This window comes from Paraburkholderia tropica (assembly GCF_014171495.1).
Lineage (GTDB): Bacteria > Pseudomonadota > Gammaproteobacteria > Burkholderiales > Burkholderiaceae > Paraburkholderia > Paraburkholderia tropica.
Genome location: NZ_CP049134.1, coordinates 665,923 through 678,981 on the forward strand (window position 1 = coordinate 665,923; position 13,059 = coordinate 678,981).

Annotated in this window: 10 protein-coding genes; 6 read left to right on the top strand and 4 right to left on the bottom strand. The window is 60.3% G+C overall.

Annotated features, from left to right (window positions below; all coding sequences use genetic code 11):
* Positions 1-22 precede the first annotated feature (22 nt).
* A complete protein-coding gene (locus G5S35_RS02930; protein ID WP_065057239.1) occupies positions 23-1,162 on the bottom strand; it encodes an acyltransferase family protein in 1,140 nt (379 codons plus the stop codon).
* A gap of 152 nt (positions 1,163-1,314) precedes the next feature.
* Positions 1,315-2,031 (bottom strand): 4'-phosphopantetheinyl transferase family protein, encoded by a 717-nt coding sequence (locus G5S35_RS02935; RefSeq protein WP_065057240.1) that lies wholly within the window; start codon positions 2,029-2,031, stop codon positions 1,315-1,317.
* 660 nt (positions 2,032-2,691) lie between these two features.
* On the opposite strand from G5S35_RS02935, the gene G5S35_RS02940 reads away from it, so the two are divergent.
* The 4 genes from G5S35_RS02940 (at position 2,692) to G5S35_RS02955 (ending at position 8,218) form a co-directional block, all read left to right on the top strand.
* Positions 2,692-3,630 carry a glycosyltransferase family 2 protein gene (locus G5S35_RS02940; RefSeq protein WP_124262000.1) on the top strand — a complete coding sequence of 313 codons (939 nt, stop codon included), beginning with the start codon at positions 2,692-2,694 and terminating at the stop codon, positions 3,628-3,630.
* A gap of 259 nt (positions 3,631-3,889) precedes the next feature.
* Positions 3,890-5,764, top strand: coding sequence for an HAD-IIIC family phosphatase (locus tag G5S35_RS02945; RefSeq protein ID WP_065057242.1), 1,875 nt, complete (start codon positions 3,890-3,892; stop codon positions 5,762-5,764).
* 496 nt (positions 5,765-6,260) lie between these two features.
* Positions 6,261-7,247 carry a cupin-like domain-containing protein gene (locus G5S35_RS02950; RefSeq protein ID WP_074981686.1) on the top strand — a complete coding sequence of 329 codons (987 nt, stop codon included), beginning with the start codon at positions 6,261-6,263 and terminating at the stop codon, positions 7,245-7,247.
* Positions 7,248-7,333: 86 nt separating this feature from the next.
* On the top strand, positions 7,334-8,218 hold the full coding sequence (locus tag G5S35_RS02955) for a cupin-like domain-containing protein (RefSeq protein WP_074981688.1): 885 nt from the start codon (positions 7,334-7,336) through the stop codon (positions 8,216-8,218).
* Between the two features lie 145 nt (positions 8,219-8,363).
* On the opposite strand, the gene G5S35_RS02960 is transcribed toward G5S35_RS02955, so the two are convergent.
* Positions 8,364-9,596: a glycosyltransferase gene (locus G5S35_RS02960; protein ID WP_074981690.1), complete on the bottom strand. Its 1,233-nt coding sequence runs from the start codon at positions 9,594-9,596 to the stop codon at positions 8,364-8,366.
* A gap of 449 nt (positions 9,597-10,045) precedes the next feature.
* On the opposite strand from G5S35_RS02960, the gene G5S35_RS02965 reads away from it, so the two are divergent.
* Together G5S35_RS02965 and groL are read left to right on the top strand one after the other, a co-directional pair.
* Entirely contained in the window at positions 10,046-10,336 is a 291-nt protein-coding gene (locus G5S35_RS02965) for a co-chaperone GroES (RefSeq protein WP_027816722.1), read from the top strand.
* Positions 10,337-10,380: 44 nt separating this feature from the next.
* On the top strand, positions 10,381-12,021 hold the full coding sequence (groL, locus tag G5S35_RS02970; protein WP_065057246.1) for a chaperonin GroEL: 1,641 nt from the start codon (positions 10,381-10,383) through the stop codon (positions 12,019-12,021).
* A gap of 182 nt (positions 12,022-12,203) precedes the next feature.
* On the opposite strand, the gene G5S35_RS02975 is transcribed toward groL, so the two are convergent.
* Positions 12,204-13,040: a hydroxymethylpyrimidine/phosphomethylpyrimidine kinase gene (locus G5S35_RS02975; protein WP_065057247.1), complete on the bottom strand. Its 837-nt coding sequence runs from the start codon at positions 13,038-13,040 to the stop codon at positions 12,204-12,206.
* Positions 13,041-13,059 lie beyond the last annotated feature (19 nt).

Consider the following 13,059-nt stretch of genomic DNA (forward strand, 5'->3'; position numbering starts at 1 on the left):
GCGCACGAACGTGCGCTGGCGCTCAGGCGGCGCCCGCCTGGCTCGCGGCAAGGCGGCGTCGCGCCGACGCGCGGCGCAGCACCGCAATGGCGGGGCGCTCGACCAGCAGATGGAACACGTAAGCGCTGGCGAGCGCGATGAAGAAACAGACGAAGGCCCAGAGGATGCTGACTTGACGCGTCGAATGCAGCAGCCAGGAAAACAGCGCGATGCAGACCGGCATGTGCACGATATAGAGCGAGTAGCTGAAGTCGCCGACTTTCTCGAGCGCGCGCATGACGAACGCGGGGCGCGGGCGGGCGTGCAGCAGCGCATCGAAGCAGGGCGTGAACGCGAGCGCCCAGGGCAGGCACCAGAGAATGCGCGCCTCGCGCGTCGACATGACGCCGCCCAGCACCAGCAACGGCGGCGTCGCAATCAGCAGCCAGCCGTGTGCGAGCCGCTGGCCGCGCACGTCGCGTTCGGCGATCCACGCGCCGAGATACCAGCAGGACCAGTAAGTCGTGAAGATCAGCACGCCGTGGCGGTCGAGCAGCGCATACGAGACGGCCGCGAGCGCCATCAGCGCGACGAGCGTGCGGTTCGGCCCGAGGCGGCGCTGCACGGCGAACAGCAGCGGGTAGAGCAGATAGAACTGCACTTCGAGCGAGAGCGTCCAGAGCGCGGTATTCGAGCCGTAGGTCGGCGCGACGATGCCTTGCAAGGCGAACAGATTCGCGACGAAGGTCCACAGACTGCCGTCGCCGAGCTGCGCGTCGTGCACGCGAAACTGAAGGCTGAAATTGTCGAGCGCCCAGGTCAGCAAGAGCGCGCAGAACAGCACAGGATAGATACGCACGAAGCGCCGCCACAGAAAGTCGTGCGTATCGAGCCGGAAGTGTGGATGGCGCGCGAGCCGCGCCGCCTGGCTGCGATGAATGCAGTAACCGCTGATGACGAAGAAAACCGGCACGCCGATCGGTCCCCAGACGAACGGAATCGTCAACCAGGCGAGCGCGGTGTCGAGCGAGAACGCAGGGTGTTGTCCGGATGCGTAGGCGCGTATGCCGATCCACGCAATCAGGCGGCAGTGGAATAACGCGACCGCGATCGCGGCGATACCTCGCATCGCCTCGATCGTGCGCGTGTTATCGGCGTCCTCGCCTGTGATGGCTTGGCTCATCGCTCGCCTCCCCTTGCGTGTGCCGCGCGAAGGAATTCGCGTCTTTTGCCACGCTGCTGGTCCGGGTGAAGCGATTGGAGCAAAGGGGCGCCGAAGCCTCTGTGCGCCGCCAGACATAGCGCGTGCGCATGAGACGAGCGCGCAGGGTTATTTCATCGGCGATTCATGAAGACGGGCGACCAGCCGGTATGGCGTGCGGCCACCGCGCCCGCGCAATCGGGCAGATCCGCGAGCGCGTGAACGCGCCAGTGCGCGGCTTCTTGCGCATCGCCGCCGACCCGGCACGGCGTGGTGTCGCCGCTGATCGCGAGATCGAATTCGAAATGATCGGGCGGCAGGATGAAGCCGGTGCCGAGCGCTTTCAGACAGGCTTCCTTGCGCGCCCAGGTTTCGAAGAACACCGCTTGCCGACGCGCGTCGGACAACGCGATGAATTGCGCGCGCTCGCGCGTGGAAAATACCTCGACAGGCAGGCTGTCTTCGAACGGTCGCACGATTTCCACGTCGATGCCGATCTCGATGCCGTTCGACACGGCGAGCGCCGCGCGGTTTTCGCTGTGGCTGAGATTGAAGCAGAGCGTCCAGTTTGCGGGCTGACTTGCGCAAAAGGGCTTGCCTTGCTCGCCGTAGTCGAGCGCGACCGCGTGCGCGGGGAGACCGAGATAGGCGCCGAGCAAGCGGCGCAGTTCGCCGCGCCCCGCCACGAAGCGGCGGCGATGGCGTTCGAAACGGAATTTACCGGCGCGCTCGCGCTCGTGATCGGTGAGCGTCTGCCAGTCGCTGTCGAGCTGCGCGTCGTCTGCATCGAGATCCCAACGCCAGATGTGGACGTCTTGTGCGGTGGGCGGCGTGAGCGGGGAAACGGCCATTGAAAGCTAAAGGGTGGCTAACAGTAAGCGAAATGATTGTAAGACTCGGTTAGATATCCGGAAAGCGAATTCGCCCCCGAATTGTTGGCCATCCCACGGAACGCCGTCGGGCATCGGTCTTACGATCCTTGACAGCATAGCGCACGCGGCGACGGGAAAATGCAGAGCGTCGTCGCGTGCCTCGACGCCAACGTCGACCGGCTCCCCTGTGGCGGCGAGCCGTTAGACGCAGCCTCTCCTGACGGCTGAACGGGCGCATGTGCTGTTCCAGACAAGATGCGATGCCGATCCCGGTCCGAAAAGCATGGGGATTGCGCGTCGGCACGAATACGCAAGGTTTGCTGCGGCTCGAGGACGCGATCGACGTATGCCACGCGTGGCACGCGTTTGTCTGTGCGTTTGCTCGTCTGTTCGTCCATTGGCCGGCTTTGAATTGAATCGATCGGTCCCGGGTTGATTTTCCAGGACCGGGAACGCGCTCGGCCCGAAGAAACGATTTCACGGTCGCCGCTATTTGTGCAGTCAGGCGGATCGTAAAAGCGAATCGTTATTCGTAAATTGGCCTGGTGTCATTCAACGCCCGCCGGTATCGCCGCAGGGATGGGCTCTTCTTTGCTCTTCGCGTGAGGGATTTTTCGAAATTTTGATCCGAGGTGTGGGATGCGGCATGAGTGTGTATCCGGCTATAACGTGAGTGTGATAATTCCGCACTACAACAGTGTGGATTTATTGTGGATGGCGATCGAATCGATCTCCACGCAAACGGTTATTCCGCACGAGATCATCGTGGTGGACGATGCGTCGGGCATGTCGTTCGACTTGCCGAGCCATTGCGGCGACGACATTGCGTTGCATCTGATTCGCGAGACTGTGAATCGCGGGGCCGCGTGGTGCCGAAACCGCGGCATCGAGGCGGCGACCGGCGACCTGATCGCCTTTCTGGACGCGGACGACCGCTGGCTGCCCGACAAGCTCGAACGGTGTCTCGCGGCCTTTGGCGCGCGGCCGTCGGAGAGCGAAGCGAAAGTGCTGTTCAGCAACGTGGTGCTGACCGATGGAAGCCGCCGCATGCTCGGCAATGCCGCGCCTTACGGCGGGCAGTCGATGCTCGATTTCATTCTGCTGGAGCGCGGCTATATCCAGACCTCGTCGATCATGATGTGGCGGCATCATTACCCGCTCATCAGTTTCGACGGGTCGTTGCGCCGCCATCAGGATTGGGATTTCGCGATCAATGCGCAATTGGCGGGCTGTGCGTTTGTGTATTTACATGACGCGCTGGTGGAATATTCACTAAGCGGCCGAGTGGACAAAATATCGCGCGTGCCGAGCAGTGAGCCGAGCCTGGTTTTTCTCGGGAAATATCACAAGCATATGTCGAAGTGGCATGTTTCCTCGTTCGTCTTCGACGTGCTGATTTACAAGAATATGAACTGGGTGATGCGGCTCGATTTCGTCGGACGAATCATGGCGGGTGAGATCGCGATTCCGGGAAAAGGGCGCGTACCGCTGTTCGCGCGGCTCGTGATCGGCCGCAGCGGCGTGAATCTGATCAAGCAGTTGCGCAGAAGAATTCAGCCCGGCAATTTGCCGGTTTGAGGGGATTGGCGGGTTTGGCGGTTTTGGCGATCTAAAGCGTGCAGCTTGTTTTGGGTCGGGCGGGCTTGTGTATGTCGGCGCACAGAGACCGCGGCTTGTCTCTGCTGTAATCGCCGAGCACACACGGGCAACGTTTGGACGAAGCGTGCGTATTGCACTTTTGCGCTATTGCGCAGGCTTCCGCAAGAACAGGCGCGTTGTTCTGCGCAACCGGTGTGCCTCCGTGCGGTTCAGAACGCTTTGACTCGAGGGGGCCGAAATGCGTCAATTTATCCGCGATTTCTTTTATACCTCCATCGCCGATAAACAGGTGAATTTGCCGCTGCCACCGACGTCGCTGGCCATCGATGCGCGCAAGCTCAATATTTTGCTGCTGGGTACGTGCGGCGTCGAGATTCTCGGCAAGCGCAGCGCGAACACCGGCCACAACATCCGGCACATCATCATGGGCTCGAAGCGTCACGAGCCGGTGCCGGTCGCTGCCGCGAACGACGACGTGGTGGTGGTGAACCTGACGTTGCGGCATATTCTGAGCGAGGCCGCGAACACGCCCGAGCCCGCTGTCGACATGCTCTTCGCGCGCCTGAAGTCCGACGACGAGGCGCGCGCGCTGCTGGCCAGCGTCGGCGAATTCATCGCGCTGAAGGTCGGCCAGCTCACGGCGAAAATCACCTCGGTGCCGATCCTGTTCATGTCGTTTTTCGAGCCGAGTTTCAATTACCTCGGCGACCTGATCGATCCATCGAGTTTGACGTCGCCCAGCTATCTGGTGCGCGAGATCAATCGGTTGTTGTTCGACGCGGTCCGCAAAACGAGCAACGGCTACTTTCTCGACGCCAACGAGATTCTGAATTTCGTTGGCCGCCGGCATTTGCAGGACGACGTGCTGCTGAGCAGTTCGCACGCTTCGTTTATCAACGATTGGGACTTCAAGCTCGACGCCAGCCGCTTGAATGCGCCGAAAGCGCTGATCAATATGGTGACGTATGAAGTGGCCTCGCGTGAATTCACGCTTGCGCTGCTCGCGCGCGTGGAAGCGATCGTCAAGATCGTGGCGCAGCGCAATCCGGTGAAACTGATTATCGTCGATCTGGACGACACGCTTTGGCGCGGCGTCGCTGCCGAAGGCGAGGGCCTGAATCCGTCCGAGCGAATCGAAGGCTGGCCGATCGGACTTGTCGAAGCGTTGTTGTTCTACAAGAAGCGCGGTGGTTTGCTCGCGATTTGCAGCAAGAACGACGAAGCGCCGACCATCGAGCGCTTCAACGCGATCTGGCGCGGCGCGATCACGCTCGACGATTTCGCGAGCGTGCGCATCAACTGGCAGCCGAAGTCGCAGAACATTCGCGAGATCATGAAGGAAGTGAATCTGCTGCCGGGCAATTGCGTGTTTATCGACGACAACGACCGTGAATTGTCGGAGGTAAAGGCGGCGATCCCCGAGATTCGCTGCCTGGGCGGCAATCACTACGACTGGCGGCGCATCATTTTGCGTTCGGCGGAAACGCAGGTGCCGGTCGTGACAGAGGAGTCGGCGCGGCGCACGGAACTCGTGCGCGCCATTTCGCAGCGCGAGGCCAGTGTGGAGGTGGAGAGCGGAGCGTCGCGCGAGGCATGGCTCGCGTCGTTGCAGCTTCGGCAGTCGTTTTATCTGATCAAGACGCCGAAATCGAAATACTTCGAGCGCGCATTCGAGTTGATCAACAAGACGAATCAATTCAATACCACGGGCAAGCGCTGGGAGAAGTCGGAGTTCGAGAAGTTCATCAGCAAGGGCGGCTATTGCATTGTTTCTTCGCTGCGCGACAAGCTGATCGACAACGGCATCATCTCCGTATGTCTGATCAAGTGCGAAAGCATCGTGCAAGTGGTGCTGTCGTGCCGCGTGTTCGGGCTGGGCGCGGAGCTGGTGGTGGGCGCGGTGGCGACCCGGCTGGCGCTGAAGGCGCAGCCGCAGATTCGCGCGGAACTGGTGGACACCGGCAAGAACGCGACGTGTCACGACTACTTCGAGCGCATCGGTTTTTCGCAGACGCAAACTGGCTTGTTTTCCAGCGCGGCGAATGAATGGCCTTCGTACATTCAGATCGAGAATCTGGGGACGTCGGATTTTCCTCCTGTGCAGATTCAGTAGCGCGGAGGCGGGGCGCACGGCGAGCGATTGGCGCCGTGCATGCCCGACACGGCGGCGGTAACAGAAAATAGAACGAGAATGCCGCGCCGATATTGCGCTGATGCCGCGCGAAATATGTTCCCAGTTTCCCCTTCCCTGGAAGCGCGCGTGCGTGCCACGCAGGTGCGCGTTCTACACTTTCCTCTCTCATCGTCCGGCGGCGAGCGGTTCACGCGCATGCGGCGCGACTGAATGAACGCCGGCTATCCGGCTGTCCGTGAACCTTCGCCTTTCAAATCGCAGATAGATTCTTTGCGATTATTTTGTTTTTCCCGACTGTTATCTGAATGTGCGCTTACGAACAGAAAGGGTTCGTGTGGCCGGTGTTTAATAGCACTATGGTAAATGCGGGAAATTCCGGGTAAGCGTCGGAAGGCGGGTGTTCGTCAGCGCACATCTGCAGGGTAGGGGCGATTGTAGCCTACAGGCAAATCTCCCCCTTCCCGTGAGGTCTGCCATGTCTACCCCCGACATTAGCGCTACGTGGGCGTTCGATCCGCACGAGCTTCCCGCAGACGGCAATCTTCTTCAAGCTTGTAAATCGGAATTTAAAAACAATTTCAATTGTAAGCCATTCAAATTCAATCACTCATTGCATCGATCTGGATTGTTTGAGATTCCACGAATTATGGAAGTCGCTGAAAATATGATGAAAAAGAATGGCAATTTCTGCGCCATTAATTTCAGGCATGGCTCCGTGGCGAGCAAGTTCAGCGACATGCCGCACAGCAGCCAGTTGAGAGAAGCCTTCGCGCACGTGGGAGAAACCGCCACGTGGATCAAGCTGACGCAAGCCCAGTACTACGACCCCGAGTACGCGAAGGTACTGGACCAGGTGACCGAAGAACTCGAAGGCTTGTCGGACTTTCCGCTGCGCAGGGACATGACGTGGCGCACGATGACTTTACTCATCGCGTCGCCGAAGATCGCGACGCCTTTTCATATCGATCACGAGACCAACTTTCTGTTTCAGATCCAGGGAGCGAAAGATGTTTGTCTGTTCCCTGCGACCGATCGCGAGCTGGTTCCCGATCAGGAAGTCGAACGCTATTACGGCGGCAATTTCGAAGCCGCGCATTATCGTCAGGAAATGCAGGACCGCGGCACGATCTTCCGCATCGCACCCGGCGATGTGGTGCACCACCCGTCGCTGGCGCCGCATTGGGTGAGAAACGACAACAACGTGTCGGTGAGTATCAGCATCAGCTATTGCATGAAGTCACTCGAGCGTCGGGCGAGGGTGTACCAGGCGAATTACATTCTGCGCAAGTTTGGATTGAAGCCGCTCTCGCCAGGTGTGTCGCCGATCCGGGACAACCTGAAGCGACTGTTCATGTCGACGCTCGAACACCGCAATCCGAAGACCTTTGCGGAAGTCGTGCACGAGCCGTTGAACCGGTTTAAATCGCCGCTGAACGCAGCGCGGCGGATGGTCAGGCGCTGAGCAAATGCAGCGCGCCCGGCGCATCGGGCGATGGCGGCGCGATAAATGACTTTTCTGCGATTACTTTACGTTCGTGGGGGAAATTCATGTTGATCAACGACGCTCCCGTCCTGACCCGTCCGCTCTGGCAGACTGTCGATCCGCTCGCGCAATGTCGCCAGCAACTTCACAAGACGGCATTCGCGGCGCGCCATCCGCTCGCCGGGCATCCGCTCTTTTCGATCGAGGCGCTGACGAAAGTGGCCGAGTCGGCCTGCAAGCGCAGGGGCGATGTGTATGTCGACGCCGGCGATCTCACGCTGGCGGACAAGTGGGGAAGCACGCCCACGCCCAATATGACGATTCCGGAAATCATCGATCGAATCGAAACAGCAGGCGCGTGGCTCGTGATGAAGCACGTCGAAAAAGATCCGGTTTATAAAGCGCTCCTCGACGAGTATGAAGCGTTTGTGCGCGAGATTGCAGGGCCGGAGGGATCGAGGTTGTTGAGCAATGCGGAAATGCTGGTGTTCATTACTTCGCCGTGGCGCAAGACGCCTTTTCATTTCGATGCGGAAGTCAATTTCCTGGTGCAGATTCAAGGATCGAAGGATCTCTGGGTATGCGATCCCCTGGATCGCAGCGTCACCACGGAAGAGGAACTCGAACAATATTATTGTGGCGCGATGAATGCAGGGACTTATAAACCCCATGCCGAGGAGGTGGCGCGGCAATTCACGCTCCATCCGGGCGATGCCGTGCATATTCCCACGCACGGTGCACACTGGGTCAAGAACCACGACAACGTGTCGATTTCGCTGAGTCTCAATATGGAATTTCCGCAGCGTTATGGCGACGCATACCGGGCCAATCACTACATGCGCAAACTGGGTTTGAAGCCGCGTGCGCCGGGTGGATCGGAATGGCTGGACCGCTCGAAAGCGGCCACCGTGTATGGCCTGCGCAATATCCGATCGCTGCTCAAGCGATAAGCGGTATGGGCATTCGCACGCGATGAAAACCGGGTGCGAATGCTTATCGATGTATCGACATATCGGCCGCGAATGACATCGCCAGGACTTTTGGCCGGGAAGATTGCCCGATGCTTCCTTAAGAATTCATCGAGCGATTCACGCGCTATGCAGCGGGTTGGCAGACGCCTTCGTGGTCGAGAAACTGCCGAAACTCCACAATATCGCCATTGCTCGTTTGCGATTGCGAATAAGCGAGCGCGGCCTCGGACGCCGCATTCAGGCTGGCTGCATCGGACAGCATCGCACTGATCTGCGCGGCGTCGATCAGAAAGGCACAGCGTTCGCTGCCGGGCGGCAAGCCTTCCAGCGAATGACGCGAGCCGAACACCGGTTTGCCGGCCGCCAACGCCTCGACCACCTTGATTTTCAGTCCCGTTCCATCGACCGGCGCGATTACGATTTTCGCGCGCCGGTAAAGCGCGTCCAGATCGTCGACGAAACCGAGTAGCTGGATAGTGCCGATTGCCGATGCCTTTTCGACCACTTCGGGATTCATGCTGACCTCGCCGGCGATCGCGAGAGAAAAACGTTGCAGCAGGTCGCGCTGCTCGTTGATGAAGTGGAGTATGCCGTCCACATTGAACGGATTGCGCGAGCCGATGAACAGCAGGTCGATATCGCGGCCAGCGGGGGGTGTTGCCGTAGTGCGATGGCTCGCGACGCTGTATTTCGGCAAAAAGAATACGGGCTTGTGCGGAAAGAACAACCGGAACATGCCGGCCTCCGTTCGCGCAATCGAGAGTAATGAAAGCGCGCTTTGCAGCAAGCCGGTTTCGCTGCGAAATTTTTCGGCGATTCTTCGGCTGGTGAGCGCGTGCCCGAAACGCTTGCTGAATTGCAGGAAGTCGATGTCGTGCGTTTCGATCACGCAGCACTCGGGATCGATGCCGTTGAGTTCGAGCAGGCCGTTGGCGTAGTTCACGATGAATAACGCGTCGGGATACTGCTTTCGGAGCCGATCGTAATTCGGCGTCAGAGTGGGCAGGTGCGCGCCGATCAGTTGCGGGATGAGGTTCGGAAACACGCCGCTCAGTTTCTTTTTGGCTTTGCCCCAATAGCGCAGCACGGGTGAACGTCGGTCAAGCACGAGTGCCACGCCTGGATACAGCTTGCTGAAGATCGCGCGCTCGGCGTCGCCCCAAGGACATTCGACATGGTTCGAATAGCTGTAGACGGTGACTTTGCAGCCGTAACTGATCAGCAGATTGAGCAGCGACGTCACGCGAACATGCGCGCCATTCCGGTTGTTGACGAAGGTGCCGTTGAAATACAGGATGAGTTTGCGATGCACGACATGGGCGAGGTCCGGAGCGGGCGTCGAATCTTCCAGCATCATTTTCTTCCGACAATTCGAGTTCGAGCGGCCACGGCCGGGCGACGAGGAGAGGGTGGGAGGGTGTCCGGCCTCAGCGTAGCGGCAGGGCAGGCCCGACACTGCTACCTACCGCACGAAATCCACTGCGCATATCCGGCCGCGGGCGAGCGGCGTCGCAGGCGCGCCATCGTCGGTGTTTACACCTGGTTTTTGGGGGCGTAAGCGGCATTCTGCGCGCCGTGAACGTCTTTATGTCATTGATTTTCTTGAGTTTGGCGGGTGCGCGCCCGCCTATGTTGCATCCCGCATCCGCCCCCCTTCTTGAATTTGTCACTACCCGTCCATATAATTAGCACTCACCGCATGAGAGTGCTAACAACGCTCGGTGTACACATATCTCTGGCTGGCACCTTCGCCAACCAGGTTTTCTTGAGTCTCTTCAAGTCCCAATCAAGAGAGAGGATCTATCCATGAACCTTCGTCCTTTGCATGATCGCGTGATCGTCAAGCGCCTGGATCAAGAAACCAAGACCGCTTCGGGCATCGTGATCCCGGACGCAGCGGCAGAAAAGCCGGATCAAGGTGAAGTCCTGGCCACGGGCCCGGGCAAGCGCGACGACAAGGGCTCCCTGATCGCGCTCGACGTCAAGGTCGGCGATCGCGTCCTGTTCGGCAAGTACGCTGGCCAGACCGTCAAGGTCGATGGCAACGAACTGCTCGTGATGCGCGAAGAAGACATCATGGCCGTGGTGCAGAAGTAAGCTCAGCCCACCGCTCATTCATCAAGAATTCAAGGAGTTAGAAGATGGCAGCTAAAGACGTCGTGTTCGGCGATTCCGCCCGTTCCAAGATGGTTGAAGGCGTGAACATTCTCGCCAACGCAGTGAAGGTCACGCTGGGTCCGAAGGGCCGCAACGTCGTCCTCGAGCGCTCGTTCGGCGGCCCGACGGTCACCAAGGACGGTGTCTCGGTCGCGAAGGAAATCGAGCTGAAGGACAAGCTCCAGAACATGGGCGCGCAAATGGTCAAGGAAGTGGCTTCCAAGACCAGCGACAACGCAGGCGACGGCACGACGACGGCAACCGTCCTCGCGCAATCGATCGTTCGCGAAGGCATGAAGTACGTCGCATCGGGCATGAACCCGATGGACCTGAAGCGCGGCATCGACAAGGCTGTTGCAGCCGCGATCGAAGAACTGCGCAAGATCAGCAAGCCCTGCACGACCAACAAGGAAATCGCGCAAGTCGGCTCGATCTCGGCGAACAGCGATTCGTCGATCGGCGACCGTATCGCTGAAGCGATGGACAAGGTCGGCAAGGAAGGCGTCATCACCGTCGAAGACGGCAAGTCGCTGCAGGACGAACTCGAAGTCGTCGAAGGTATGCAGTTCGACCGCGGCTACCTGTCGCCGTACTTCATCAACAACCCGGACAAGCAAGTCGCCGTTCTGGACAACCCGTTTGTCCTGCTGTTCGACAAGAAGATCTCGAACATCCGCGATCTGCTGCCGATCCTGGAACAAGTCGCGAAGGCTGGCCGTCCGCTGCTGATCATCGCTGAAGACGTCGAAGGCGAAGCGCTGGCTACGCTGGTCGTCAACAACATCCGTGGCATCCTGAAGACCGTCGCCGTCAAGGCTCCGGGCTTCGGCGACCGCCGCAAGGCCATGCTGGAAGACATCGCGATCCTGACCGGCGGTCAAGTCGTCGCGGAAGAAACCGGCCTGACGCTCGAAAAGGCAACGCTGAACGAACTCGGTCAAGCGAAGCGCATCGAAGTGGGCAAGGAAAACACGACGATCATCGACGGTGCAGGCGAAGCCGCAAGCATCGAAGCGCGCGTCAAGCAAATCCGCACGCAGATCGAAGAAGCGACGTCGGACTACGACCGTGAAAAGCTGCAAGAGCGCGTTGCCAAGCTGGCAGGCGGCGTGGCAGTGATCAAGGTTGGCGCTGCGACCGAAGTCGAAATGAAGGAAAAGAAGGCACGCGTGGAAGACGCGCTGCACGCAACCCGCGCTGCCGTTGAAGAAGGCATCGTCCCGGGCGGCGGCGTTGCGCTGATCCGTGCTCGCGTTGCTGTGACGGGCCTGAAGGGCGTCAACGCAGACCAGGATGCAGGTATCAAGATCGTCCTGCGCGCGATGGAAGAGCCGCTGCGCCAGATCGTCACGAACGGTGGCGAAGAAGCGTCGGTCGTCGTGGCAGCGGTTGCTCAAGGTTCGGGCAACTACGGCTACAACGCAGCAACGGGCGAGTACGTCGACATGGTCGAAGCCGGTGTCGTCGACCCGACGAAGGTTACGCGCACGGCGCTGCAAAACGCAGCTTCGGTCGCTGGCCTGCTCCTGACGACGGACGCAGCAGTGGTCGAAGTCGCGAAGGAAGATGCACCGATGCCCGGCGGCATGCCCGGCGGCATGGGCGGCATGGGCATGGACATGTAAATTCGGTGGGTCGAAAGACCGCCGCGATTTGCATCGACGTGCCGATGGAAATGCGCCTCGCGGCGTGTTTCCATCGTCCGCAAAAGAAAAAACCCGCAGCGATGCGGGTTTTTTTACGTCCAGCGTTTTTGTCTCGCGCGCGGGAGCCGGGGCTGCCGCGCGGGTTGATCGGCGTATGCCGGTTACGCCTCGCCTTCCTCGTCCGGCGTTTCGGCGTCGTTGCTGCGCGCCCAGAAGAAGCGGTCCGGCACCCACGCGCCCATGCCCGGGCGGAACGCGCCCTGCACGGTCTGATAGAGATACTCCTGCGCCTCGCGCACGGCCTCGGGCGGCTCCTGCCCGTTGGCGAGCAGGGCGGCGATGGCCGCGCCGAGCGTGTCGGTCACGCCCATCACCGGATTGTTCGCACGGTCCCAGAAGTCCTGACGCAACTGGCCTTCCTCGCTGTAGAGCGTGTTCACCACGCGGTGCGAGCCGGTTTCCATCGCGAGGATGTACTCGCAGCCCGTCGCGAGCAGATGCGAGATGGCGGCGTCGATGCTGGGCGCTTCGGCGTCGCCGTCCGGCTGCGCGAGCGCGAGCAGGACCGAGACGTCGGCGACCAGCAGCGTGGTTTGCGGCACGAGCAGGTCGGCGACCACTTCGCGCAGTTCGTCGGCGGCGAGCACATGTTCGTCGTCGAGCGTGAAGTCGGGCGCGAGCACGAGCGGCACCTCGTCATAATCGGCGACGACTTCGGCGATCGCGCTCACCACTTCCGCGCGCGTGCCGGCGCCGATCTTGAACGCCGCGACGGGCATGTCCTCGAGCAGCATGCGCGCCTGGCTCGCGACGGTTTCGGGATCGAGGCCGGTGACTTCGTCGCAGCCGGCGGAATCGCGCACGGTGTAACCCGTCAACGCGGTGACACCGTGGCAGCCCATGCTGGCGAGCGTGAGCAGATCGGCTTGCAGGCCGCCGCCGCTGGTCGGATCGGAGAGGCCGAAGGTAAGGACGATGGGAGGGGTGTCGCTGGGCATGAACGTGACGAGAAAGGTT